Genomic DNA, 25525 nt, shown 5'->3' with positions numbered 1-25525 from the left:
GCAACGCCCGCGCCGGATGGCCCAGCAACGCCCCAGTGTCATGACCGAGCGCGAGCCCACCGATCCCAAAGATCCCGATTCCGCCGATCCGTCGTCCACGGAGCCGGCGCAGCGGCCGGGCGCCCCGGCCCGGCCTGACCCTGCCGCGCCGCCCCCCGATCCCCGCCTCATCAATGAACTCAGCCGCCGCGCCCGCGTCGCCGCGCGGCGCAAGTCGCGCCAGGCCGGCCGCATATCGCGCACCACGCTGCGCTACACGGTGTTCATGTTCGGTGCCGGCTGCGTCGGCTTGTTCTCGCTGGTGTTCGCGTGGATCGCCGAGGTGGCGCTGCGCTGGAACCACCATCTGACCCAGGCCACGCCGTGGCTGGCTTTCGTGATGCTGCCGTTCGGCCTGGCCGCGTTGCGCTGGCTGACCATCCGCCTGGCGCCGCAGGCTCGCGGCAGCGGCATCCCGCAGGTGATCGCGGCGGTCACGCTGCCCCCGAATGGCCCGGCGCAGACGCTGCTGGTGTCATTGCGGCAATCGATGTGGAAGGTGTTGCTGACCACGCTGGCGTTGCTGGCCGGCGCCTCGGTGGGCCGCGAGGGGCCATCGGTGCAGGTCGGCGCCGCCGGCATGCTGGCGTGGGGCCGCTGGTGCCAGGAGAAGCTGCGCTTTCGCATCGGCTTCCATCCCAATGCGCTGATCGCCGCGGGCGCGGCTGGCGGGCTGGCGGCCGCATTCAATACGCCGCTGGCCGGCGTGGTCTTCGCCATCGAGGAACTGGGGCGCGGCACCGCGGTGCGCTGGGACCGGCTGGTGCTGTCGGGCGTGCTGACCGCGGGCTTCCTGTCGCTGGCGGTACTGGGCAACAACCCGTATTTCGTGGTCAAGGTGCCGATGCTGGTGTTGAGCAACGCGTGGGGCCCGGTGCTGGTGTGCGCGCTGCTCAATGGCGTGCTGGGCGGCTTCTTCGCCAAGGCGCTGGCGGGCGGCGTGCCCGGGCTGCTGCCCGCACGCTGGGGTGACTGGGCGACGCAGCATCCGGTGTGGGTCGCGTTCGGCTGCGGACTGGTGGTGGCCGTCCTCGGCGTGGCGACCGCTGGCGCCACCTTCGGCACCGGCTACGAGCAGGCCGCGGCGCTGATCAACGGCGAATCGCATGCCACGCTGTGGTTTGGCATCGCCAAGCTGGTGGCGACGGTGGCGTCGTACTTTGCTGGCATCCCGGGCGGGATCTTCACCCCGGCGCTGGCCATCGGCGCGGGCATCGGCCAGAACGTGGCGCAGTTCGTCACCGGCATGGCCGAACCGCGCGTGCTGGCGCTGGTGTCGATGGCGGCGTTCCTGGCCGCGGCCACGCAGGCGCCGATCACCGCCAGTGTGATCGTGATGGAGATGACGCGCACGCAGGACCTGACCGTGTACCTGCTTGCGGCATCGCTGCTGGCCTCGTTTATCTCGCGGCAGTTCTCGCCGCATCCGTTCTACCACCAGGCCGGCCACGCGTTCCGGCGCGAAGCGCTGGCACTGGTGCGCAAGGCGCCGGCTTGACGGGGCGGCATCCTGGCGCCGCAGCCTGTCGCCGCATTATCGCCGCATGTGCAGGAGCCGCCGGGGCGATCGGTTAAGCTAGCGCTCGCCCCGATCCGCAGGCATCCGGTGGCTTACGGGTGGCTTGCGCGGCACCCATGCCACCGGCCCCGTTGTCATGCGTGACTGGCGCCGCACCCGCACCCGAGGAACATCCCGGCCGGGGCGCGCTCCAACCCGGAGCCGTTTTCCAGGAGTCTGATTTGAAATTTTCCGTTGCCGGGCTGGCGCTTGCCGGCCTGCTGGGCGCCGCCGGCGCCATTGCCGCTCCCGCCGCCAAGCCCGCTGCCGCGCCTGCAGAACCCAAGGCCGCCAAGGCAGCCAACAGCACCGAGAACAGCGCACTGTCGCCGCTGCTGGGCATGCTCGAGATCGGCAACCCGCTGCCCGCGCTGCCCGATTGCGCCGACAAGCGCTCGCCCGACGGCCGCGACGTGACCGCCTTCTGCGTGGAGCTGAAGGGCGACGGCCTGATGCGCCAGGTGGGCGTGCCGCGCGACAAGCGCCCGGGCTTCATGGACGGCCAGCACGTGCTGGCCTTTGTCGACCGCAATGCGCTGGTCGGCCTGGTAGTGCCGACCGCCGGCGCCAATTCGCAGCAGGCCGCCGTCGACAGCCTCAACTTGCTGTATGGCAAGCCGTTCCGCCAGGAACAGGAAGAGATGCGCGACAAGGCCGGCAAGACCGTCAAGACGATCCATGCCGGCTGGATGAAGCGGCCGCTGACCGTTGAGCTGTACGCGATGCCGGAAGACCCCGCCACCGGCACCATCGAGATGCTGCTGCCGCAGGCGCGCGAGCTGATGGCCGAAAAGGATGCCGAGGTGGCCGGCAAGCTGAACCCCGCGTCGGCGCCGGCGGCGAAGGGCAAGGCTGATAAGTCTGAAAAGCCTGAAAAGACCGAAAAGGCGGCCGCCAAGCCGCCTGCCAAGCCGGTCAATCCCGGCAGCTGGTAAGCCAGGCGAGGCTGTGACCGTCTCTGGCCGTCACAGCCCTTCCATCACCTTGTCCAGCCCCCGCACCACGCCGCGCACGGTGTGGACCTTGCGGATCGCCAGCAGCGCGCCGGCGACATAGGGCTTGGAGCCGTCGCCGGCCTCGTGCTTGAGGTGCAGGCGCTGGCCGTCGGCGCCGAAGATCACCTCCACGCCGAGCTGGTAGCCCGGCAGCCGCACCGCATGCACTTGCGTGCCCGACATGGTGGCGCCGCGGGTTTCCTTCGGGCCGTTGACCTGGTCCACCGGCACCGCCTGCGCGGCGGTCTTGACCTGGCCGAGCCGGTATGCCAGCTCGCGGACCGTGCCGGACGGCACATCAACCTTGCCGGCCTTGGCGTAGTCGATGATCTCCCAATGTTCCAGGTGGCGCGCCGCCATCTCGGCGAACTTCTGCAGCAGCACCACGGTGATGGCGAAATTGCCGCAAGCCAGCACGCCGCGCTCGGCCTTGCGCGCGGCCGCGTCGATCTCGGCGTAGTCCTCGTTGGTCAGCCCCGAGGTGCCCACCACCACGTGCGCGCCATGCGCCAGCGCCTGAAGGATGTTGTGCTTGGCGACGGCTGGCTTGGTGTACTCGACATAGACGTCATAGGGTGTCTGCCCCAGCGCGTCGATGCTGGCGGCGGCCACGCCCGGCGTATCGGCATGGCCGGTCAGTTGCGCCAGCGGCTGGCCGGCGGCGCCGCGCGACAGGCCTGCCACCAGTGCCATGTCGGGGGCATGCGCCACGCCGCGCGCCAGTTCACCGCCGGCCCAGCCGGTCACGCCGCCCACGGCGACACGGATCGTATTGCTCATTGGATATCTCCGCTTTGGCTTGTTCGGTCTGCGAGCATACCGCGTCAGCCGGCAGCGCGCCGGCGGTCGAGCTTGCGCGCCAGCACGATCGAGGTGGTGGTGTGGTTGACGCCGTCGAGCATGCCGATCTCGTCCAGCAACCGGTCGAGCCGGTCGTGCGTGTCGCAGCGGATCGCTACCAGGTAATCGACCGGCCCGCTGACCGAGTTGACCTCTTCGATCTCGGGCAGCCGCTGCAGCGCGCGCAGGATCGCCGGCGCGGCCTTGGGCTGCACTGACAGGCCGCAGTAGGCCAGGATCACGTTGTCTTCCATCTTCTGCCCCAGGCGCACGCCATAGCCGGCGATCACGCCGCTGCGCTCCAGCCGGGCAATACGGGCGACCACGGTGGTGCGGGCGATCCCGAGCTGCCGGGCGAGGTTGGCGGCACTTTCGCGCGCGTTGGCCTGCAGCAACGACAGCAGGTGGCGGTCGGTCACGTCGAGTTCGGTCATAACGTCAGGCAGGTTCGTCGTTTCGTTCGATTATGGCGGGTTTTCGTCGTTCTTGTGCCTTCATTCCGTCGCGGCCGATATCCATACTCCAGTCACGGGACAACCTTTCTTGTGGACGGAGACACCATGCAACCCTCGAACCTGGGCCGGCAGGCCCCGCCAGACCTGCCCAAGGCAAACCGCCCGCTGCATGTGGCGGTGCTGGGCGCGGGCAAGATCGGGCGCACCATTGCCGCGATGCTGCATGACAGCGGCGACTACCGCGTCAGCGTGGTCGACCACGACGCGCGCCGCCTCGACGGCCTGCCGCGCGGCGTGCTGGCGCGCGCCGGCGATCCCACCGAGCCGGGCACCTGCGCCGCGCTGCTGGCCGGCGCCGACGCGGTGCTCAATGCGCTGCCGTTCCACGCCGCCATCGCCGTGGCTTCGGTCGCGGCCCGCCTGGGCGTGCATTACTTCGACCTGACCGAGGACGTGGCCGCTACCCACGCCATCCGCCAGCTGGCGCAGAACGCGCGCTCGGTACTGATGCCGCAGTGCGGGCTGGCGCCGGGCTTTATCGGCGTGGTCGGGCATGACCTGGCGCGGCGCTTCCTGCGTGGCGGAGGCGAGCTGCTGGACCTGCAGATGCGGGTCGGCGCGCTGCCGCGCTATCCCAGCAACGCGCTCAAGTACAACCTGACCTGGAGCACCGAGGGACTGATCAACGAGTACTGCAACCCGTGCGAAGCCATCGTCGACGGCCGCCGCGTGGAACTGCCGGCGCTGGAAGGGCTGGAGAGCTTCGCGCTGGACGGTATCGAGTACGAAGCCTTTAATACATCTGGCGGCCTCGGCACGCTGCCCGAGACGCTGGCCGGGCGTGCGCGCCACGTCGACTACAAGTCCATCCGCTATCCCGGCCATTGCGCGCTGATGAAACTGCTGCTCAACGACCTGCGCCTGCGCGAGCGGCGCGACTGGCTGCGCGATATCTTCGACCGCGCCATCCCGGTGACCGAGCAGGACGTGGTGATCGTGTTCGCCACGGCCACCGGCTACCCCGCCGGCGGCGAGCGCGGGCGCGGGCCGCTGACGCAGGCATCGTTCTCGACGCGCATCGGCGGGGTCGATGGCAAGGGCGGGCATGTCAACGCGATCCAGCTGACCACCGCGGCGGGCATCTGCACCGCGCTGGACATGGTGGCCACCGGCGCGCTGCCGCAGGCTGGCTTCGTGCGCCAGGAGGCGATGCCGCTCGACGCCTTCCTCAACAACCGCTTCGGCCGCCACTACACGCAGCATCCGCTGCAGGAGACCCTCGTATGAAAGCGCAAGAGTTTGCTGCCTGCTGGGATTCGCTGGGGCTGCCGCGTCCCTGGCAGGACGGCACGCCGGCCGGCACGGTGACGGTGCGCTCGCCGGTGGACGGCGAGGCCATCGGCCATGTGCCTGCCTGCACGCCGGCGCAGGCCGACGCGCTGGTTGCACGCGCGCACGCGGCGCAGAGCACCTGGGCGCTGCAGCCGGCACCGGCGCGCGGCGAGATCGTGCGGCGCTACGGCGAAGTGCTGCGCGAGCACAAGCCCGCGCTCGGCCGGCTGGTGTCGCTGGAAACCGGCAAGATCCTGCAGGAAGGGCTGGGCGAGGTGCAGGAGATGATCGATATCTGCGACTTCGCCGTGGGCCTGTCGCGCCAGCTGCACGGCCTGACCATCGCCTCCGAGCGCCCGCAACACGCGATGCGCGAGACCTGGCACCCGTACGGCCTGTGCGGCGTGATCTCGGCCTTCAATTTCCCGGTGGCGGTGTGGGCGTGGAACGCGGCGCTGGCGCTGGTGTGCGGCAACGGCGTGCTGTGGAAGCCGTCGGAGAAGGCGTCGCTGTGCGCGCTCGCCGCGCACGGGCTGCTTGAGCGCGTGCTGGCCGCGGCCGCGCCGCAGCATGCCGGCATCACCGCGGTCATGCCGGGCGGGCGCATGCTCGGCAACCACCTGGTGCAACACCCGGCGGTGCGGCTGGTCAGCGCGACCGGCTCGACCCGCATGGGCCGCGAGGTCGGCATCGCCTGCGCCGGGCAGTTCAAGCGCAGCATCCTGGAGCTGGGCGGCAACAACGCGGCCATCGTCGCGCCTTCGGCCGATATCGAGCTGGCGGTGCGGGCCATTACCTTCGCCGCGGCGGGCACGGCGGGCCAGCGCTGCACCACGCTGCGCCGCTGCTTCGTCCATGCCGACCTGATGGATACCATGGCCAGCCGGCTGGTCACGGTGTTCGACCGGTTGCCGGTCGGCGACCCGCTTGACGATGGCACGCTGATCGGACCGCTGATCGACAACGCCGCGGGCGATGCCATGGCCAACGCGCTCGCCGCGTGCCGCGCGCAAGGCAATATCGTCACCGGCGGCGAACGGCTGCTGGCCGAGCGCTTCCCGCACGCCTGCTACGTGCGGCCGGCGCTGGTGATGACCGACGTGCAGCACGACACCATGCTGACCGAGACCTTCGCGCCGATCCTGTACCTGATGCCGTACACCAGCTTCGACGAAGCGATCGCGCTGAACAATGCCGCCGCGCACGGGCTGTCGTCGTGCATCTTCACCGAGTCGATGCGCGAGGCCGAGCGCTTCCTGTCATCGGCGGGCAGCGACTGCGGCATCGCCAACGTCAATATCGGCACCAGCGGCGCCGAGATCGGCGGCGCCTTTGGCGGCGAGAAGGCGACCGGCGGCGGGCGCGAGTCGGGATCGGATGCGTGGAAGGGGTATATGCGCCGGGCGACCAACACCATCAACTACGGCGACTCGTTGCCGCTGGCGCAGGGGATAAAGTTCGAGATCTGAGAGGGGGATGGCACCGGCGCCGTAGGGAACGGTAACAAGCCTTACACGCCTTTGACGCCGTATTACGCAAGCTGCCCGTATAACGTCAGCAGGGCAGGCACATGCCCGCTTCCGGCCGCGAGGTCCCCTAGGAACACACCATGAAACTGCTGACGATTGGAATGGCTGCCGCGGCGGCCTCGGTCACCCTGCTGGGCGGCTGCGCCGTCTATCCCACCCCCGCTGGCCCCGCCCTGGGACCCGCGCCGGTCTATGTAGCCCCCGCGCCGGTCGTGGTCGCGCCGCGGCCGTACTACTACGGCGGCTACGGCTACTACGGCCGTGGCTATCGTCGCTGGTAATGACAACGGTAAGGCCGCGATTGCCGGAGGTTGCGGCAAAGTAGACAGGATTGAAGCAACGGCGGGGAGCCCGGCAGCAGCGTTCAGTTGCCGCTCGCCGCGTCACCGGGCCGGGCGTTGAGCCCGCCCCAGCTGGGCGTGAGCGTCTGGCCGATCTCAGGCAGGTCGACCAGGTCCAGCACCCGGCCGACGGTATGGTCCACCAGCTCGGCAATGCTTTGCGGCTTCTGGTAGAAGCCCGGCACCGGCGGGAACACGATCCCGCCCATTTCCGTCACCGCCGTCATATTGCGCAGGTGCGCAAGGTTCAGCGGCGTTTCCCGCACCATCAAGACCAGCTTGCGCCGCTCTTTCAGCGTGACGTCGGCGGCGCGCGTGATCAGGTTATCGGACAGGCCATGCGCAATCGCTGCGAGCGTGCGCATGGAGCAGGGCGCCACCACCATCGCGTGCGCGCGGAACGAGCCGCTGGCAATGGTGGCGCCGATGTCGCGCACGTTGTGCACGACGTGCGCCAGCGCTTCCACCTCGGCACGGCCTATGTCCAGCTCGTGCTGCAGGTTCATCACGCCGGCCGGCGAGATCAGCAGGTGGGTTTCCACACCGGGCGCCGCGCGCAGCACCTGCAGCAGGCGTACGCCGTAGATGGCGCCGGTGGCGCCCGTGATCGCGACAATCAGCCGCCGCGGCGGTACGGTCCCCGCCGTTGCCGGCGGGGCGGCGCTCACGGGCATGGCGGGCTCAGCCCTTCAGCAGGGTTTGCAGTTCGCCGTTCTGGTACATCTCCATCATGATGTCCGAGCCGCCGACGAACTCGCCGTTCACGTAGAGCTGCGGGATGGTCGGCCAGTTGGCGTATTCCTTGATGCCCTGGCGGATGCCGTCGTCGTCCAGCACGTTGACCGTGGTCGGCGCGTCGACGCCGCAGGCCTTCAGGATCTGGATGGCGCGGCCCGAGAAGCCGCACATCGGGAACTGCGCGGTGCCCTTCATGAACAGGACTACCGGGTTGCCCTTGACGATCTGGTCGATCTTTTGCTGCACGTCGCTCATGGTCTGCTTTTCGGTTGGGTGGCGCCGCCGAACTGGCGCCGCCTGGGAGAAGGGATGCCGCGCGGCCAGGCGCACGGCGGGAATCTGCCAGCGATTTTACCGGAATCGCCGGCGGGCTTCAGGGTTGCGCTCCGGACCGGCGTCCGCCGGTGCAGCGTTCCTGGCCAGCCAGGTCGCGCGCGGTGAAGACGTCGGTGAAGCCGGCATCCTGCAGCAGCGCGCGCGTGGCCTGCGCCTGGTCGAAGCCGTGCTCCATCAGCAGCCAGCCGCCCGGCAGCAAGCGTTCCGCCGCACCGTCGACAATCTTGCGCAGGTCGGACAGGCCGTCCTGATGATCGGTCAGCGCGTCGATGGGCTCGAAGCGCAGGTCGCCCTCGGCCAGGTGCGGGTCGCCCGCGGCGATATAGGGCGGGTTGCTAACGATCAGGTGGAAGCGCAGCGCCGGCGGCAGCGCCGCGTACCAGTCGGATACCAGGAAGTGGATGCGGTCGGCGCCGAGTGCGCTGGCGTTGTCCTGCGCCACCATCAGCGCGCCGGCCGAGATATCGGTGGCCCACACCTGCGCATCGGTGCGTTCGCGCGCCAGCGTCACCGCCAGTATGCCCGAGCCGGTGCCCAGGTCCAGCACCAGCGGGCGGGGCACGTCGGCCAGCCGGGCCAGCGAGGCTTCGGCGGCGATCTCGGTGTCCGGGCGCGGGATCAGTACATCGGGCGTGACGCGGAACTTGCGGCCGAAGAATTCGCGCTCGCCGATCAGGTAGGCCATCGGCTCGCCCGCCAGCCGCCGCGCCAGCAGCGTGGCAAAGGCATCGCGCTGGGCCAGCGTGAGCGTATCGGTATCGCGCGTGATCAGTTGCGTGCGGCTGAGCCCGGTGACGTGCGTCAGCAGCATGCGCGCTTCCAGCGTGGGCAGGCCCACCATGGCAGCGAGGGTCTGGGCTTCGCGCAGCGTTGGCGTGGCCGGCAGCGCGGCAGTATCGGGGGAAGACATCGGGTAGGGACGGTTCTGTTGCCGGCCACAAAAAACCCCACCGGCGCAGGGCCTGGCGGGGCTTTGAGGCGGGACTTCCGGCGTTTCGCCAAGTGTACCGCCCATCCGAGGCGGGCGGCATAAAGCCCCCGCCGGGGCGATTACTTATTGACGCTGTCCTTGGCCTTGTCGGCGCCGGCATTGACGGCATCCTTGGCTGCCTGCTTGGCATTGGCCATGGCGTTACCGGCTTCTTCCTTGGCCTTCTCGGCGGCAACCTGCGCGCTCGAAGCGGCATCGCTGGCGGCAGCCTTGGCGGCGTCGGCAGCGCTGCTGGCTGCTGCCGCGGCGTCGCTGGCGGCGGCCTTGGCCGATTCAGCGGCGCTTTGCATGGCGCTGTCGGCGCTGGAAGCTGCGGGGGCTTCTTCCTTCTTGCTGCAAGCGGCCATGGCCGCGGTGATCATCAACAGCGCGAGCAGTTTTTTCATGATTTCGTCCTAGGAAGTGTTTTGGGAGAGACTTACCCGGCACCATTCTCCGTTTGCCGGTCGAAATCGATTATAGACAGCGCGTTTACCCCTACCAGTGCTGTTTCAAGCATTTACAAGAAATACAAAGTCTTGTGTGACGTTACGCGCTGTTCGTGCAGGAAGCGGCCGGGGCGCCGCTCAGGTCTCTTCGCCGAGCGCTGCCAGCTGGTCTGCCTGGTGTTCCGCGGCCAGCGACGACAGCAGTTCGTTCATGTCGCCGTCCATGATCATGTCGATCTTGTAGAGCGTCAGGTTGATGCGGTGGTCGGTCACGCGGCCTTGCGGGAAGTTGTAGGTGCGGATGCGGTCGCTGCGGTCGCCCGAGCCGATCAGGTTGCGCCGCGTGCTGGCTTCCTTTGCCTGGGCGGCGCGGGTCTGCATGTCCTTGATGCGCGCGGCCAGCACCTTCATGGCCTTGTCCTTGTTGCGGTGCTGCGACCGGTCGTCCTGGCACTCGACCACGATGCCGGTGGGCAGGTGCGTCAGGCGCACGGCTGAATCGGTCTTGTTCACGTGCTGGCCGCCGGCGCCCGAGGCGCGGAAGGTGTCGATGCGCAGGTCGGCCGGGTTGATCTCGACCTCGCCGACCTCGTCGGCTTCCGGCATTACCGCCACCGTGCAGGCGGAAGTGTGGATGCGCCCCTGCGCCTCGGTGGCGGGCACGCGTTGCACGCGATGGCCGCCGGATTCGAACTTCAGCTTCGAAAAGGCGGCATCGCCGGCGATCCGCACAATGACTTCCCTGAAGCCGCCCAGGTCAGACTCGGACTCGCTCATGATCTCGACCTGCCAGCGCTGGCGCTCGGCATAACGCGTGTACATCCGCAGCAGGTCGGCGGCGAACAGCGCACTTTCCTCGCCGCCGGTGCCGGCGCGGATTTCGAGCAGCAGGTTGCGGTCGTCGTTGGGATCCTTGGGCAGCAGCAGGCGCTGCAGGCTCTGTTCCAGCGCTTCCAGCCGCTCGCGCGCGCTGGCGATCTCGTCGGCGGCGAAGTCCTTCATCTCCGGATCGTCCAGCAGCGCCTGCGCGGTGCCCAGGTCGTCCTGTGCCTGGCGATATTGCCCGTACTGCTCGGCCACCGGCGACAGCTCGGCATGCTCGCGGCTGAGCTTGCGGTACTGGTCGATGTTGGCGGTCGCGTCTTCGCGCGCGAGCAGGGCGTTGACTTCATCGAGTCGCTCGGCCAGTTGGTCGAGCTTGGCAAGCATGCTGGCTTTCATCGGGATGCGGGGGAATTGGGGTAGGACGGAGGGCCGGGGCTGCCGGATGACGGGATGCCGGCGGCGGCTGCGTGCCGGCGTGGTCGGCGCGCGGCACAACGGGAGCGCGGCTAGCGCTCGGAGTGGCTGCTGTGGCGGAACAGGCCCGGCACCAGGCGCAGCAGCGCCTCGCGGTCCTCGCCCTGGGTGTGGTTCAGCGCGTGGGTCGGGCCGTGCAGGAACTTGCGGGTCAGCGCGCCGGACAGCGCTTCAAGCACCGCCTCGGGGTCGTCGCCGCGTGCCAGCATGCGGCGCGCGCGCTCCAGCTCGGCCTGGCGGATGGCCTCGCCGCTGGTCTGCAGCTCGCGGATGACCGGCACCACGCTGCGCGTTTCCAGCCAGTGCATGAAGTTCTGCACGCGGCTTTCGATGATGGCTTCGGCTTGTGCGACAGCGGCCTGGCGCAGTGCGTTGCCCTCGCGCACGATCGCGCCGAGGTCATCGACGGTGTACAGGAAGACGTCGTCCAGGCGCGCGACTTCCGGTTCCACGTCGCGCGGCACGGCCAGGTCGACCATCATGATCGGGCGGTGCTTGCGGCGCTTGACCGCGCGCTCCACCGCGCCCAGGCCGATGATCGGCAGCGAGCTGGCGGTGCAGGACACCACGATGTCGAACTCATGCAGCCGTTCGCCCAGGTCGGTCAGGCGGATCGCCTGCGCGGTCAGGCCCTGGCCGGACAGTTGCTCGGCCAGCTTCTCGCCGCGCTCGACGGTGCGGTTGGCCACCACGATCTGTCGCGGCTGTTGCGCGGCAAAGTGCGTCGCGCACAGTTCGATCATCTCGCCCGCGCCGATAAACAGCACGCGCTGGGTCGAGACGCTTTCAAAAATCCGCTGTGCCAGCCGCACCGCGGCCGCGGCCATCGATACGGAATGCGCGCCGATCTCGGTCTGGCCGCGCACTTCCTTGGCCACCGCGAAGGTGCGCTGGAACAGCTGGTTCAGGTACGTCCCCAGCGAGCCCGCCTCGCCGGCGGTGCGCACGGCATCCTTGAGCTGGCCCAGGATCTGGGTTTCGCCCAGCACCATCGAATCCAGCCCGCTGGCCACGCGGAAGGCATGGCGCACCGCTTCGGACTGCGGCAGCGCGTACAGGTGCGGGGCCAGGTCGCCGGCCGGCACGTTGTGGTGCTGCGACAGCCACCGCAGGGTGTGCTCGAAACCTTCCTGGCCCGGTTTCAGGACGTCGGTGGCGCAGTAGATCTCGGTGCGGTTGCAGGTGGAGAGGATGGCGGCTTCGGTGCCGCTGCGGCCGGACAGGTGCTCGCGCAACGCGCCCAGAGCCGGCTTGATCTGCTCGAGCGGAAACGCCACCCGCTCGCGCAGCGAGACAGGTGCCGTCGTGTGGTTGATGCCGATCGCGAGCAGTTGCATTTGTTGGGGACAGGTACGATCCGGAGCGTGGCCGGACCGGTTGCCATTATACCGCCGGCACCACAGATTGCAGGCGCATACCCAGTATGCGTCGCAGGCGCGCAGGTTTGAAGTATTGTTACGGCGCGGCCGGTCGCCGCTGTGATTCAGGCTACACAGGAGAAGCGGATGCTGGGCACCTTGATCGTGGGTTTGCTGGTGGGACTGGCGGCGCGCCGGCTGCATCCGGCAGGGCCCGTCGTGACCCTGCCGGCCGCGCTGGTGCTGGGCGCGGCGGGTGCGGCAGCCGCTTTCTACGGCGGCCGCGCACTGCACTTGTTCATCGACGGGCAGCTCGGCAGCTGGCTGGCTGTGATCGCCGGCGCAGCGATCGTGGTGGGCGTCTGGGGCGCCGTCCGGCCGCGCGGACGGTAAAAACAGAACTGACGCGACGGTCGGGAATCTGCGCGCGGCTTGATCCAGGTCAGGTCCGCACGGGATCCGCTTCGGCCCGCGCGGCCAGCAGCCGGCGCAGCACGCCGTTGGAATAGTGGCTGGCCACTTCCTTCAGGAATGCCGCGAAATCCACATGGGCGGTATCGTCGGCCCGGTCCGAAACCGTGCGCATGACCGCGTACGGCACGCCGTATTCATGGCAAACCTGCGCCACCGCGGCGCCTTCCATCTCCACCGCCAGCAGCCCGGGCAGGCGCCCGCGCAGTTCCGCCACCGCGGCCGGGGCGCCGATAAACTGGTCGCCGCTGGCGATCATGCCCTTGTGCAGCGCCGGCGAAGCCACGCCGAAGCGCGCCAGCACCTCGGGCGGCACCTCGGCGGCCAGGTCGAGCCGCAGGAAATCCGCCGCCGCGCCTTCCAGTTCCGCGGTCAGCGCCGGGTCGGCCGGGAATTCAGCGCGGTCCAGCAGCGGCACTTCATGGCGGCCGAAGAACGGGCGTGCGTCGAGGTCGTGCTGGATGGTGCGGTCGGCGATGACGATGTCGCCCACGCTGGTATCGGCGCCGACGCCGCCGGCCAGCCCGGTGAAGACCACCTGGGTGGCGCCGAACTCCCGGATCAGCGTGACCGTGGTTGCCGAGGCCGCCACCTTGCCCATGCGCGCCAGCACCAGCACGCACGGCTGGCCGTACAGGTTGCCGACGTAGTAGTCGCGCATGCCGATGGTGTGCACCGTGGCGCGGCTGTCGTCGTGGCGCATGGCGGCCACCAGGCCATCGACTTCATCGTGGATGGCGGCAAGGATTCCCAGGGTCATGGTTGCAGCGGGGCGGTGGCAAAGCCGATAGCTTAGCGCCATGCGGCGTCCGCCCTGCGCAAATTTTGTCGGACGCGGACCGGATCCTGGCGCCTGCCACCGCACCCGGCGGGCGCACTGCCACTTACACTGCCGTGGTGACCACCCCGCGATTGCACTGCCATGCTGAACCAGGACGACTTCCTTTCCGTAGTGCGGACCGCGCCGCTGGTCGCCATCGACCTGGTGGTGGCCGAGCCGGGCGGCCGCATCCTGCTGGGCCGCCGCAGGAACCGGCCGGCGCAAGACACGTGGTTCGTGCCGGGCGGCCGCATCCGCAAGGACGAGCGCCTGGACGACGCCTTCCGGCGCGTGGCGGTGGATGAACTGGGGCTCGACATGCCGCGCGCCGCGGCGCGCCTGCTTGGCGCTTTCGAGCATTTCTACCCCGACAACTTTGCCGGGGCGCCCGGCATCGGCACGCATTACGTGGTGCTGGCGTATGCCTTGCAGGTGCCCGGCATGGCGCTGGCCGCACCGCCGGACCAGCACAGCGAATACCGCTGGATGACGCCGGCGCAGATCCTCGCGGACGAAGCGGTCCACGACAACGCGCGCGCGTATTTTCGCTAGTGGATCAGCACCACGCAACGCGCGAAGCCAGCCAAAAAAAGACGCCCGCGCAAAGGCGGGCTCAAGTGCCCTGCACGCCGCGGCAGCCGGCGGGGGTCCGGCCGCACGGCACACTAGGCATCCGCGGCGGCAAGCGCGGCATCGGCGATCGCCGCCTTTGACGCCCCGGCACGTGCGGATTCGGGCTCGGGTTGCGCCATGGCGGCGCCTTCGGCAACTGGCAGCTCGGCCAGGTGGGCCGGCAAGGCCAGCGCGTGTTCGTCATGCAGGTATTGCCGGAACGGCTCGGCCACCTCGGCGTGGCGCAGCGCGAACTCCACCGTCGCCATCAGGTAGCCCAGCTTGCTGCCGCAATCGAAACGGCGGCCGTGGTAGCGGTAAGCCAGTACCTGTTCTTCGGCCAGCAATGCCTGGATCGCATCTGTCAACTGCAGTTCGCCGCCGGCACCCGGCGTCAGCGTCTGCAGGTATTCAAGGATGCGCGCTGTGAACACGTAGCGGCCGACCACGCCGAGGCGCGACGGCGCTTGCTCCGGCGCGGGCTTTTCGACGATGCCGGACATCTTCACAACGCGCTCGTCCCAGGGCTTGCCCGCTACCACGCCATAGGCGCGCGAGTCTTCCGGCGCGATCTCCTCCACGCCCACCACGGAGCTGTGGTAGTGGTCGAACACCCGGATCATCTGGCTGAGCACCGGCGTGGGCGCATCGAGCAGGTCGTCGGCCAGGATCACCGCGAACGGTTCGCCGCCGACCAGCTTGCTGGCGCAGCGCACGGCATGGCCCAGCCCGAGCGGCTCGGCCTGGCGCACATAGAAGCAGTCGACATGCGACGGCTTGATATTGCGCACGACGTCCAGCAGCTGCTGCTTGCCGCGCGCCATCAGTTCGGCCTCGATCTCGCACGACTTGTCGAAATGGTCTTCGATGGCGCGCTTGCTGCGTCCGGTGACAAAAATCAGCTCGGTGATGCCCGCGGCGATCGCCTCTTCCACGGCGTACTGGATCAGCGGCTTGTCCACCACTGTCAGCATTTCTTTCGGGCTGGCCTTGGTGGCCGGCAGGAATCGCGTGCCGAGACCGGCAACCGGGAACACGGCTTTCTTGACCTTGTGCATGACGTTGTCCTGTTCTTGATTGGAACGCTGGGCACCGGCGCCCCCGCGGGGTGAACAACGCGCCGGTCATTGCAGCGTATGGCGCGCGGTGGGTGGCGTTCTGCCAACTGTTCGCCAATTTCGGCCACCGGGAGCGCATTGGCCGGTGCGTCGGCTGGAGGTAGGGTTTTGGCCGATCGATCCGGCAGCCCCTGCCTAAGCTTCGGAGACCGGCCGGACAGTGCCGGAGCGGCGACCGTGCACGCCGCCGATCCGCGCCCGCGCGACCTTCCCCTGTCCGGCCGGACCCCGGCACACCTTGCCGGTGCCACGGCGGCATCCCGACCATCCCGGCATCCATCGCCGCTGGCACGCGCCGGCGCTGCCACCGCACCCGCCACGCACCGGCTCAGCGATCACCTCAGGGACCAACGATGGAGAAGCCATGACGATCTGTTCCAGCCCCAACGCAAGCGCGGCAGTTGTGCCGCGCCTGCGCACACTGTTCGCCAGCCTGTTCCTGTGGTGTTCGCTGCTGCTTGTGCCGTCCGGGTGCGGCAGCGGTGGTGGCGAGGGGGGCGGCGGCGCGCGCCTGGCCGTGGAAGCCACAGACGCGTGGACGTTGTGCGCGACCGAGAACAAGACCTGCGTCTTCAGCGGCACCCACCAGGTCAAGTACGGTACCGAGACCCAGTACGTGATCAAGTCCTTCACCGGCGGCACGCCCTGCGACAACGGTGTCTTCGGCGACCCCGCACCGGGCGCTGCCAAGAGTTGCTGGTATGACGCGACCGCGGCGTCGGCGGCAACGGACAACAGCTGGATCTCCTGCGGCAACGAGAACAGTTTCTGCAGCTTCGCCGGCACGCGCGTGGTCAAGTACGGCACTACCACCCAGTACGTGACCAAGACTTTCTCCGACGGCGTGGGCTGCAACAACGGCGTGTTTGGCGACCCCGCGCCCGGCGCCGCCAAGGGCTGCTGGTATGCGAACAACACCGTCGAACCCGCCGCGCCGACGCCAAGCGCAGGCAGCCCCACGCGCGCCGTGCTCAGCTGCAACAAGCCCGGCGCGAGCGTGGCGGCGGGCGGCACGGGCGACGCCATCGAGGCCGACTTCGCCGGCGGCGACGGCACCCGCATGGCGGCGGCGGGCGCAGCCTTCCAGCTGCACATCACTACCCGCACCGGCGCTGACGACGTGGTGAACTGGCAGGTCGCCGACACCTGGGGCACCGTGCGCGCGCAAGGCAGCTTCCCGGCAGCGGCCGGGGCGCGCACCACCACGCTGGAATGCGTGTCGGCGCTGGCCGGCTATTTCGCCATCTCGGCCACGCTGGGGTCGGGACAAACCGGGTTGCGCGCGCGCGGCACGCGGCCCGACGGCATCGCCACCTTCGGCGTGCTGCCCGACCTGTCGCCGGTGCTGCCCGCCGCCACGTTCGCACGCCAGGACCTGCACCGGTTCGGCGGGCAAGGCGCGGCCTACCTGCTGCCGGGACAGGCCTGCTGCACCGGCGACGGCTACCGGCCGCTCTACACCACGCTGGGGCTTAGTTGGGTCAATGACAACCGCAACTGGTACAAGATGGAGCCGAATGGGCCCAACACGTTTTCCGCGCAGGCGGACCAGCTCGCCGGGTTCTTCAAGCCCGGCGAGCTGATGCGGCTGATCCAGCTCGACGGCATCCCGGGCTGGGCCAGCCCGACCGGCGCCGCGACCCACAGCTATGCGCCCAGGTCGCTGGCGGATTACCAGAACTACATGGGCCGCGTGGGCCAGGAGTCGGACCGGATCCGCAGGCAGTACTTCCCGGCGCAGTCGGCCAACTACTACCAGGTGACCTGGGAGCCTGACTACGCCGGCGGCCTGCCGTGGCTGGATACCGATGCCAACCTGGTGGCGATGTACCGGGCCACCTGGCAGGGCATCCACGGGACCGACCCGTCGGCAGTCGTGATGGGTGTCACCAATGCGATGGTGCGCGAGAACAGCAAGTGGCTGAACCGGCTGGTGCCGCAGGGGCTGGCGTCCTACCTGGACGGCGTCAGCGTGCACGGCTACTACGACATCGGCACTTCGCCGTCGCACCCGCCGGAACGGCTGGTGGGCGACAGCGACGCGGCCGCTGCCGCCAATGCGCTGCCGGCGTCGATGCGCGAGCTGCGCCACGCGGTCGCCAGCCAGCTCAAGCGCGGCGCGCGCCTGTTTGTCACCGAGACTGGCATCAGCTATGACATCGGCACCCGTTACGGGCCGGCCTATCCCACGCCCAACGTGCTGTACGGGCATGGCGCGGTGGTGGCGCGCACGCACCTGATCCTGCTGGGCGAGGGCGCCGACGTGACCTTTGTTTTCTACGCCAGCGACACGCCCGAGGCCGGCGGCCAGGCCGGCTATGGCGTGTTCTTCGACCTGGAGAACGCGCATGGCGGCTACGGCCCGGCGCAGATCAGCCCCAAGCCGGCGGCCATGGCAGTCGCGGCCATGACGCGCCTGATCGACGGCACCAATACGCTGGGCCCGCTGACCGACCTGCCTGCCGGCGCCTACGGCTATGCCTTCCAGCGCCTGGGTGGCGGCAAGGTCGTGACCGCGCTGTGGGCGCACAACAATGCGGACTGGAACGCGACGGCGGGCTTCAGCACCACCTACGGCATCCCGTACAGCCTGCGGGTCGATGCGCCCGGCACCAGTGGCCAGGTGTCGGTGCTCGACATGATGGGCAACGCAATCTCGGTGCCCTACACCGATGGCACGGTCAACCTGCAGCTGACCGGAACACCGCTCTACGTGGTGTCCGCCAACGCTTCCGTGATCCAGTCTCGCACCACCGCTCCGGAAGGCTACGTGCCGCAGTAGCCCACCTTCGGCGCCGGCTCGCACGAATCGCTGCCCGGCCGGCGCCACCTCCATCCCGTCTTTTCCCTCGTACCGGCTGGCTCGATCGATTTGCTCAGGCAGCCGGCCGCTTGCCCGGCATCGCAGCCGCCCCTTCCACCGTCCCGCCATCCGCTTCCGGCGCGCGGCGCTGCCGCGGCGGGAACAGCGCATCGCGCAACCGCAGGAACGGAAACTCGATCGCCCGCGTGGTCACGAAGCCGATGCCGATGGCCAGCCCGAACTGCAGCACCAGCGCCGCGGCCCACACCAGCGGCACCGGCGCGCCGAAGGCCAGCGCCTTGCGGATAAAGAAGTCACCGGGCGCAAGCGCCAGCGAATGCCACAGGTAGATGCCATACGAGTAGACGCCGGTCCATGCCACCACGCGATAGAGGCGCGCATTGCGCAGCGACGCCGAGTATTCCAGCACCAGCACGATCAGCGCGACAAAGCCGATCGCCTGGATCGTATAGCCGACGCTTTCCTCGGCAGCCAGCGCCTTTTGCAACCAGCCCAGCCACGCCACCAGCCCCAGCACCAGCGCCAGCAGCAGCGCCTTGTTGCGCGCCAGGCGCTGGTAGGCGTCGGGCAGCATCCAGTAGACCGTGGCCAGCATCACACCGATCAGCAGGCTGTCGATGCGGTATTGCGTGTAGAACGCGGCCGCATGCGGGTTGCCTGCCGCTACCGCGCAGCGCGCCAGCAGCACCGCCGCGCACAGCGTGCCCAGCGTCCAAAGGATGGCGCGGGCGCTGGCGTGCCAGCGGCCGAGCAACAACAGCAGCGCGGGCAGCAGCAGGTAGAAATGCTCCTCCACCGCCAGGCTCCAGGTCTGCGCGATCGACGAGCCCAGGTAGTTCTGCAGGTGCGTCAGGTTCTGGTAGAGGAAGGTGCCGGGCGGATGGCGGCCCACCAGCACGTGGAACAGGATCAGCGCGTAATACGCCGGCCAGATCTTGAAGATGCGGCGGATGATGAAGCGGCCCGCGTCAACCTGCCCGCCTTGCGCATACTGCCGCAGCAGCAGGCCACCGACCAGGAAGCCGCTCAGCGTGAAGAACAGGTTCACGCCTTCGCGGCCGTACTGCTTGAGCGGGAACTCGATCATGGCCAGCAGCGGGTAGCCGGTAGTGACGGTGTGGAAATGCATGCCCATCACCATGATGATCGCCACGCCGCGCACGAAATCGAGCTCGATCGAGCGGCCGCGCTCGGCGCTGATCGTATGTGCCAAGTCGCGCATGACAGTCTCCTCAGGACGCGTTGCCTGCGTCGGGTGCGTTGCGTTCGGGGCCGGTGCCGTCGAAGCGGTTGCGGATGAAGCGGCAGGGATTGCCGCCGTAGATGCCCGCGGGCGCGAGCGAGCGGTGCACCACGGACATCGGCGTGACCACCGCCGAGCGCCCGATGGTGACGCCTTTCTGCACGATGCAGCGCGAGGTGATCCACGCGCCGTCCTCGATCGCGATCGGCGCGACCAGCAGGTCCATGTTGCCGTCGACCGCGTGCGAGCCGGTGGTGAGGAAGCTGCCCTGCGAGATGCAGACGTGCGAGCCGATGCGGATGCGGTCCTGGTTGTACAGCCAGACATCGACGCCGAACCAGCAGGCATCGCCGACTTCCAGGTTCCAGGGATATTTGACGCGGATCGGATGCATCAGACGGCAGCCGCGGCCGATGCGCGCGCCGAACAGGCGCAACAGCCCCGCGCGCACCGCGGAGAAGGGCACCAGCTTGTTGTTGATGACCGCTGCCTCCAGCACGAACCACAGTGCCTCGACCAGCCGGCCGCGCCGGCGCTCGTAGTTGCCCTTGCCGGCCTGGTCCAGCGCAATGATGCGGCTGCCGCCCGGAGGCGCCAGGGTGGCGCCGTCCGGCCGGTGCGCGATTGCATCGCCTTCCATGTTCGATCTCCCGTTCATATGCCGCCGGATCGAGCTGTCCGGCGTGCGGCCGTCTCGGTGCCGAGTCTTGTGTTCCCGTCAGAAAATTATTGACCGGCATTCGCGGCGCAACGCACCTCGCGGCGTGATTGGCACGCGTGGCGTAGCTTTTGGCGGCAGCGCACTAGTGCCATGCCGGCGGGCGATGCACGGCTGCTACGTTCGCGATGTTCACTAGGGCAGCGGATGCTGCATGCCGCGCGGCGGCGTTGGCTCGGTGCCCGCGCGACGGTCGGGGAAGATCGCGTCGCGCAGCCGCAGGAACGGGAACTCCACCGCGCGCGTGGTCAGGTAGCCGGCGCAGATGGCGATGACGAACTGCAGCACCACGGCCAGCGCCCACGTTGCCACCGGCGGCGCGCCGTGCGCGAGCGCGGTGTCGATGAAGATCTTGCCGGGCGCGCGCGCGACGGTATGCCACAGGTAGATGCCGTAGGAATACAGCCCCACCCACGCCACCCAGCGGTAAGGGAGCGTGTCGCGCAGCCGGCCCGAATGTTCCAGCACCAGCACGATCAGCGCGCTGAAGCCGATCGACTGGATGGTGAAGCCGATGCTTTCTTCGACCGTGATCTCGTCCTGCAGGAACACCAGCCATACCAGCAGCGTGGCCACCGCGAGCATCAGCCAGGCGCGCCGCGTGGCCAGCTTGCGGTAGTGGCCGGGAAGGAGCCAGTACAGGATCGCCAGCATCACGCCGAACAGCAGGCTGTCGACGCGGTAGTGCGTGTAGACGTAGGCCGCCTGGATCTCGCCGGCGCCGACCGCCACGGTGCGTCCGGCCAGCACCGCCACGCAGGCGGCGCCGAGCAGGCACAGGAGCGTGCGCGGCCCCAGGCGCAGGCGCGCCGCCAGCAGCAGGGCCGGCGGCAGCAGCAGGTAAAAGTGCTCCTCCACCGCCAGGCTCCAGGTCTGCGCAATGCTTGAGCCCATGTAGTTCTGCAGGTGCACCACGTTCTGCAGCAGGAAGCTGTCGCGCGGGTGACGGCCGACGATGGCGTGGAACAGGATCAGCGCGTAGTAGGCGGGCCAGATCTTGAACATGCGGCGGATGATGAAGCGGCGCGCGTCGATGGTGCCGCGCTCGGACAGCTCGCGCATCAGCAGGCCGCCGACCAGGAAGCCGCTGAGCGTGAAGAACAGCGTGACGCCTTCGCGGCCGAAGTTCTTCAGCGGATATTCCAGCAGCCACACCAGCGTGCTGCCGGTGTTGACCGTATGGAAGTGGATGCCCATCACGGCAATGATGGCCAGGCCGCGAATGAAATCGAGTTCGCGCAGGCGTGCGGGCTCGGGTGTTCCCGCCGCAGGTGGAAGTGGCATGGTCAGCTCCTCGGGTCTGGGCGGCCCGCGCGGGGCCGCCGCGGCTATGCCGCCGCGCGGCGCAGCGTCAGTTTGAATTCGGTGACGGTGTGGCGCGCCAGCAGGTGCGCATGCGAGCCGGTGCCTGCCGGCCGGGGAGAGGGTAAAGGCGAGGGCGGTTGCATGAGCTGGTCCAGCGCGCGATGGATGGCCACGGGCGACAGGTCGTCCATCACCGGGCCCAGGTCGCGGCCGCCGCAGAACCAGCCGATCAGGCCGTCCGCCGTGGCCAGCACTGGCTTGCCGAAGCGGTAGGCCTGCACCAGCACGCCGCTCATGCCGTAGTGGCCCTGGTAGCCGAGCCACACCGCGTCGCAGGCGGAGAACAGGTCCGCTTCCTCTGGCTCCGGGATGAAGCGGTCCAGCACCAGCGGCGGCGGCGACAGGCCTGCGGCCGCGGCAGGCAGCCACGCCCGGATCTCGTCGTCCTGGGCACCGGCCACCACCAGCCGCGGCGCGGCGCGGTGGGTGGCAAGGGCGCAGACCAGTTCGCGTATGCCCTTGCGCGCGGTGATGGCACCGTAGACCAGCAGCACCGGGCCGCTGCCCGGGGTCAGCCCGAGCCGGGCTCGTCCCGCCGCCCGCGTGGCCGGCGTCATGTCGGGACTCGGGTCGGCGAGGTAGGTCAGCGCCGCGCCGCTGCGGTCGCCATGCCAGGCGGGCAGGGTGGGATCGATCGACAGCAGCGTCTTCAGCCCCGGCGTGCGCAGCGCGCGGCGAAAGAGCAGGGTCTTGACCGCATTGACCAGCGGCTGGCGCGGCGCGCGCACGCCCACGCGATGATGGTGGAAGCCGGCGCGCATGGTGATGCCGAGCCACGGCGTGGCGCCGAACGGCGACCCCAGCAGCGGCAGCGCCCACAGGAAATAGTCCGCATAGGGAACCAGCACCAGCCCTGCGCGGTGCGCGGCGCAGGCCTGCCGGTACAGGTGCCGGAAGATGCGCCAGTAGCGGACGTAGGCGATGCGCCCGGCGCCGCGTCCGGCGTCGGGCGGCAGCGGCAGTGCCAGCAGCGTGCAGCCGGGATGGCGGCCGGACTGCAGCGCCTGTGCCAGCGGATGCCCGAGGTTGGCGGCGTCGGTCACCATCACGCAATGCCGGCCCGCCTCGGCATAGGCCTGCAGCGCCCACTCCACGTAGCGCCAGCGGTGGCCGGAGAAGTCAGGTTCGATGATGAAGAGGCTGGCATCGGGCATGGTCATTCCCTGGTGGCCGGCTGCGGGCGCTGCGTTGCCCGATGCCGTTCGTGGATGTCGGCGTGCGCGGATCGCTGTGAATGGCTATGAATCGCTGTGAATCGCTATCCATGGAGGCAACCGTAGCAGCGCGCTGGCGTCGGCAAGCGCCATTCTGCAGAGCGCCCGCCGGCGGACCCAAGCCTGCAACGCGCGGCTGGCCGATAGGCGCTAGACGATGGCGGAAGCCCGCGGCCGCGACGCGTTCTAGTGGAGTCCGGTACATGGCAGGGACGAGGCTCCATGATCAAGACGCTGAAATTCGTGGCGGCGCTGCCGCGCCGGCGGCCCGGCGCCAGTTCGGCCGTATGGGTGCTGGCGCAGCAGGCACTGGTGCGCGGCATGGTCGCGGTCAAGTTCCTGGTAGTGGGACGGTTGCTGGGGCCAGAGACGCTGGGGGTGGCCGGCGTGGCGCTGCTGGCGGTGGCGATTGCCGAGGCGCTCAGCGACACCGGCCTGCCGCAGGCGGTCATCCAGGCCCAGCGCGCGCCGGCGCCGGCCGAGCTGGGCGCGGTGTGGTCGGCGCTGGTTTGCCGCGGTGCGCTGGTGGCCTTGCTGCTGCTCGGACTGGCGCCGCTGCTGGAAGCGCAGTTCCACCTGGCCGGCGCGCTGCTGTTGCTGCAGCTCGCCGCCGCGCTGCCCTTGCTGCGGGGCATGGCCTCGCCTGCCTATTACGTGGTGACCCGCGAGCGCAATTTCCGGCAGGTCGCTGCGCTGGAGATCACGGTGGCGGTGGCCGATTGCGCCATCAGCGTCGGCTGTGCGCTCGGCGGCGCCGGTGCCTACAGCGTGGTGATCGGCCTGCTTGCGGCCGAGACGCTGAAGAGCGTGCTGACCTGGGCCACCATGCGCCCGCGCCCGCCACTGCGGCTGCGCTGGACCGGCATCGGCCATTACCTGGGCTTCAGCCGCTGGATCTGGGCAGCCAGCGTGGTCAACCTGCTGCTCAACCAGTTCGACAAGGTGATGGTCGGCAAGCTGCTGGGGCCGGCGCAGCTGGGCGCGTACCAGATGTCATCCAAGCTGGCGCAGATGCTGCTGGCCGACGCCGGCATCGCCATGTCGCAATACCTGTTTCCCACCTTTGCCGCGCGCCACCGCCAGCAGGACGGCAGCGCGCCGCGCCTGCTGCGCCGGCTGCTGGGCCTGGGCGCGCTTGCGCTGGCCCTGGCGGTGGTGGCGCTCAACCTGGTGGCGGCACCGCTGTTCCTTCTGCTGCTCGGCCCCGGCTGGCTGGAGGCAGTGCCGCTGTTCCGGGTGTTCACGCTGAACATGGCCATCGGCGCGCTGATCGCGCTGCTGGTGGCATACCTGCGCGCCATTGGCGCGCCACGCGTGGCCACGCATGCCTCGGTGGTGCAGGTGGGCGTGCTGCTGGTCTGCGTGCCGCCGGCCACGCACTGGTGGGGCGCCACCGGGATCGCGTGGTCCATGACCCTGGGACTGGCCAGCGCCATGGCATGGATGCTGGCCGCCGCTTTGAGGAGCAAGTAATGCGCATACTTCATCTGGTGCTGTCGCCGCGCATGTCGGGCGCGGAGATCCTGGTGCGTGACCTCGCGCTTTACCAGCAGCGCGGCGGCGAGACCGTGGCCGTGGCGGCGCTGATGCCTGCCCACGATGACTTCGCGCCGCTGCGGGCGCAGCTCGCCGCGGCCGGCGTGGCGTGCAGCTTCCCGCCGCGCGCGCAGCGCCCGCTGGCGCGGCTGTGGACCCTGCACGGCGTGATGCGCCGCTGGCGGCCGGACATCGTCTTTGCCCACGCCACCATCCCGGCATTCTATGCGCGCGCCTTGCCCACGCGCGTGCCGGTCGTGTACGTGATGCACTCCGCGGTCAATGACTTCCAGCGCGACCTGTTCCGCTGGACCGAGCGCCTGCTGTCGCGGCGCGCCCGCGCGGTGGTGGGCGTGGCCCAGAGCAACGTGCGCGACTACCTGGCCGAGGTCGGCCCGCATCCGCGCCTGACGGTGATTCCCAATGGCGTCGATATCAGCCGCTTCGGGTTGCCGGCGATCGCGCCGCCGGAAGGCGCGCCCCTGCTGCTGCAGGTAGGCCGCTACGACGCGGTCAAGAACCAGCTCCATACCGTGCGCGCCTTCCATGCGCTGCTGCAGCAGGTGCCGCAGGCGCGGCTGGCGCTGTACGGGGTGTTCGAAGACGCCGCGTACTACGGCAAGGTGCGGACGCTGGTCGCGCAGCTCGGCCTGGCCAGCAAGGTCAGCATCAACGGTCCGTCTGACAACGTGCCCGGGCTGCTGGCGCAGGCATCGGTATTCGCGATGCCCTCGGCATCGGAAGCGCACAGCATCGCCTTTCTTGAGGCGCTGGCCAGTGGCATCCCGGTTGTCGCCAGCGCGATTCCCGCGTTTGTGTTCGCGCGCGGACACGATGCGGTGCAACTGGTCGATTGCGCGGATGCCGGGGCTTACGCGCAGGCGCTGGCGCGCGCACTGGCGCAGCCGCGGGCCGTGCGGCCACTGGATGGACTGACGCTGCAGGATACGGCGCGGCGCTACCAGGCGATTGCACACGAAGTGCTGGGCGTGGTGTGAGCGCGGCCAAGTGGTACAACCGGCACGGATGCACCAGATTCAATCGGCTTCCTTGATTTGGGGCATGTGCGGAGCAGCGTTGCTTTCCCGCCAAAGCCATGAGCGCCTTGCCTCACTTGGTGAATTAAGTATGCACCAGATCACGTATTAGTGTGATTTTATTCACGTTCGAATTGGTGCGTTTATGTTGCGTTGCAACGAAGCGACTATATTGATTTCTAAGGCGCGACAACGCTGAGAATGCGAATGAGGGAGTCGCGTATTGCATGAAAAAACCCCTGTAACGACAGTGGGTTGCGCAAAATGCGCGAAGGCGTTCAAGGCCTTCCGCCAAGACATCGCGAAAATCGGACAGTCCGGGAATAAC

24 protein-coding genes are annotated in these 25525 nt (G+C 69.0%); 10 read left to right on the top strand and 14 right to left on the bottom strand.

Features of this window, described 5'->3' with window-relative positions; all coding sequences use genetic code 11:
• The first annotated feature begins 40 nt into the window (after positions 1-40).
• The gene (locus CTP10_RS15145; protein WP_116320251.1) at positions 41-1537 is read left to right on the top strand and encodes a chloride channel protein; all 1497 of its coding nucleotides are present in this window, start codon (positions 41-43) and stop codon (positions 1535-1537) included.
• A gap of 242 nt (positions 1538-1779) precedes the next feature.
• Complete coding sequence (locus CTP10_RS15140; RefSeq protein ID WP_116320250.1) at positions 1780-2532, top strand: hypothetical protein; 753 nt, start codon at positions 1780-1782, stop codon at positions 2530-2532.
• 30 nt (positions 2533-2562) lie between these two features.
• Here CTP10_RS15140 and dapB read toward each other — a convergent pair whose 3' ends face one another.
• A complete protein-coding gene (gene dapB, locus CTP10_RS15135) occupies positions 2563-3372 on the bottom strand; it encodes a 4-hydroxy-tetrahydrodipicolinate reductase (protein WP_116320249.1) in 810 nt (269 codons plus the stop codon).
• A gap of 44 nt (positions 3373-3416) precedes the next feature.
• Positions 3417-3866, bottom strand: coding sequence for an Lrp/AsnC family transcriptional regulator (locus CTP10_RS15130; RefSeq protein ID WP_029048352.1), 450 nt, complete (start codon positions 3864-3866; stop codon positions 3417-3419).
• Between the two features lie 126 nt (positions 3867-3992).
• Between CTP10_RS15130 and CTP10_RS15125 the strand changes: the two genes are divergently transcribed.
• From CTP10_RS15125 to CTP10_RS15115, 3 genes are all read left to right on the top strand, one after another.
• On the top strand, positions 3993-5174 hold the full coding sequence (locus CTP10_RS15125) for a saccharopine dehydrogenase C-terminal domain-containing protein (protein ID WP_116320248.1): 1182 nt from the start codon (positions 3993-3995) through the stop codon (positions 5172-5174).
• Positions 5171-6688, top strand: a complete 1518-nt coding sequence (amaB, locus tag CTP10_RS15120) for an L-piperidine-6-carboxylate dehydrogenase (RefSeq protein WP_116320247.1) — start codon at positions 5171-5173, stop codon at positions 6686-6688. The genes CTP10_RS15125 and amaB overlap by 4 nt, the downstream gene beginning before the upstream one ends.
• A gap of 146 nt (positions 6689-6834) precedes the next feature.
• Positions 6835-7029, top strand: a complete 195-nt coding sequence (locus CTP10_RS15115; protein ID WP_116320363.1) for a hypothetical protein — start codon at positions 6835-6837, stop codon at positions 7027-7029.
• Positions 7030-7112: 83 nt separating this feature from the next.
• On the opposite strand, the gene CTP10_RS15110 is transcribed toward CTP10_RS15115, so the two are convergent.
• The 6 genes from CTP10_RS15110 to hemA form a co-directional block, all read right to left on the bottom strand.
• Positions 7113-7763, bottom strand: coding sequence for a UbiX family flavin prenyltransferase (locus tag CTP10_RS15110; RefSeq protein ID WP_116320246.1), 651 nt, complete (start codon positions 7761-7763; stop codon positions 7113-7115).
• Between the two features lie 7 nt (positions 7764-7770).
• Positions 7771-8082 (bottom strand): Grx4 family monothiol glutaredoxin, encoded by a 312-nt coding sequence (grxD, locus tag CTP10_RS15105; RefSeq protein ID WP_116320245.1) that lies wholly within the window; start codon positions 8080-8082, stop codon positions 7771-7773.
• A 118-nt stretch (positions 8083-8200) separates the two neighbouring features.
• Positions 8201-9073 (bottom strand): peptide chain release factor N(5)-glutamine methyltransferase, encoded by an 873-nt coding sequence (gene prmC / locus CTP10_RS15100; RefSeq protein ID WP_233528168.1) that lies wholly within the window; start codon positions 9071-9073, stop codon positions 8201-8203.
• Positions 9074-9213: 140 nt separating this feature from the next.
• Positions 9214-9540 (bottom strand): hypothetical protein, encoded by a 327-nt coding sequence (locus CTP10_RS15095; RefSeq protein ID WP_116320243.1) that lies wholly within the window; start codon positions 9538-9540, stop codon positions 9214-9216.
• Positions 9541-9720: 180 nt separating this feature from the next.
• Positions 9721-10803: a peptide chain release factor 1 gene (gene prfA / locus CTP10_RS15090; protein WP_116320242.1), complete on the bottom strand. Its 1083-nt coding sequence runs from the start codon at positions 10801-10803 to the stop codon at positions 9721-9723.
• Positions 10804-10913: 110 nt separating this feature from the next.
• Positions 10914-12218 (bottom strand): glutamyl-tRNA reductase, encoded by a 1305-nt coding sequence (hemA, locus tag CTP10_RS15085; RefSeq protein WP_116320241.1) that lies wholly within the window; start codon positions 12216-12218, stop codon positions 10914-10916.
• 168 nt (positions 12219-12386) lie between these two features.
• Between hemA and CTP10_RS15080 the strand changes: the two genes are divergently transcribed.
• Positions 12387-12632, top strand: coding sequence for a hypothetical protein (locus CTP10_RS15080; RefSeq protein WP_116320240.1), 246 nt, complete (start codon positions 12387-12389; stop codon positions 12630-12632).
• A gap of 49 nt (positions 12633-12681) precedes the next feature.
• On the opposite strand, the gene CTP10_RS15075 is transcribed toward CTP10_RS15080, so the two are convergent.
• A complete protein-coding gene (locus CTP10_RS15075) occupies positions 12682-13470 on the bottom strand; it encodes a 5'-methylthioadenosine/adenosylhomocysteine nucleosidase (RefSeq protein ID WP_116320239.1) in 789 nt (262 codons plus the stop codon).
• Between the two features lie 162 nt (positions 13471-13632).
• Between CTP10_RS15075 and CTP10_RS15070 the strand changes: the two genes are divergently transcribed.
• Positions 13633-14082: a GDP-mannose mannosyl hydrolase gene (locus tag CTP10_RS15070; protein WP_116320238.1), complete on the top strand. Its 450-nt coding sequence runs from the start codon at positions 13633-13635 to the stop codon at positions 14080-14082.
• Between the two features lie 113 nt (positions 14083-14195).
• Here CTP10_RS15070 and galU read toward each other — a convergent pair whose 3' ends face one another.
• Positions 14196-15200 (bottom strand): UTP--glucose-1-phosphate uridylyltransferase GalU, encoded by a 1005-nt coding sequence (gene galU / locus CTP10_RS15065; RefSeq protein ID WP_116320237.1) that lies wholly within the window; start codon positions 15198-15200, stop codon positions 14196-14198.
• Positions 15201-15624: 424 nt separating this feature from the next.
• On the opposite strand from galU, the gene CTP10_RS15060 reads away from it, so the two are divergent.
• Positions 15625-18042 (top strand): hypothetical protein, encoded by a 2418-nt coding sequence (locus CTP10_RS15060; RefSeq protein ID WP_116320236.1) that lies wholly within the window; start codon positions 15625-15627, stop codon positions 18040-18042.
• 94 nt (positions 18043-18136) lie between these two features.
• On the opposite strand, the gene CTP10_RS15055 is transcribed toward CTP10_RS15060, so the two are convergent.
• The 4 genes from CTP10_RS15055 to CTP10_RS15040 all read right to left on the bottom strand — a co-directional run bounded on the left by CTP10_RS15055 (position 18137) and on the right by CTP10_RS15040 (position 22564).
• Positions 18137-19306 carry an acyltransferase family protein gene (locus tag CTP10_RS15055; RefSeq protein WP_116320235.1) on the bottom strand — a complete coding sequence of 390 codons (1170 nt, stop codon included), beginning with the start codon at positions 19304-19306 and terminating at the stop codon, positions 18137-18139.
• A gap of 10 nt (positions 19307-19316) precedes the next feature.
• The gene (locus tag CTP10_RS15050) at positions 19317-19967 is read right to left on the bottom strand and encodes a putative colanic acid biosynthesis acetyltransferase (RefSeq protein ID WP_116320234.1); all 651 of its coding nucleotides are present in this window, start codon (positions 19965-19967) and stop codon (positions 19317-19319) included.
• 213 nt (positions 19968-20180) lie between these two features.
• Positions 20181-21329, bottom strand: a complete 1149-nt coding sequence (locus CTP10_RS15045) for an acyltransferase family protein (protein ID WP_116320233.1) — start codon at positions 21327-21329, stop codon at positions 20181-20183.
• A gap of 44 nt (positions 21330-21373) precedes the next feature.
• On the bottom strand, positions 21374-22564 hold the full coding sequence (locus CTP10_RS15040; protein ID WP_233528167.1) for a glycosyltransferase: 1191 nt from the start codon (positions 22562-22564) through the stop codon (positions 21374-21376).
• Between the two features lie 282 nt (positions 22565-22846).
• Here CTP10_RS15040 and CTP10_RS15035 point away from each other — a divergent pair, with 282 nt between their 5' ends.
• The gene (locus CTP10_RS15035; protein ID WP_116320231.1) at positions 22847-24097 is read left to right on the top strand and encodes an oligosaccharide flippase family protein; all 1251 of its coding nucleotides are present in this window, start codon (positions 22847-22849) and stop codon (positions 24095-24097) included.
• On the top strand, positions 24097-25158 hold the full coding sequence (locus CTP10_RS15030) for a glycosyltransferase family 4 protein (RefSeq protein ID WP_116320230.1): 1062 nt from the start codon (positions 24097-24099) through the stop codon (positions 25156-25158). Before CTP10_RS15035 ends, CTP10_RS15030 begins: the two co-directional genes overlap by 1 nt.
• Positions 25159-25525 lie beyond the last annotated feature (367 nt).

Source organism: Cupriavidus sp. P-10, from assembly GCF_003402535.2.
GTDB lineage: Bacteria > Pseudomonadota > Gammaproteobacteria > Burkholderiales > Burkholderiaceae > Cupriavidus.
Note: the sequence above shows the minus strand (reverse complement) of the source record. Positions and strands in the feature narration are given on the sequence as shown.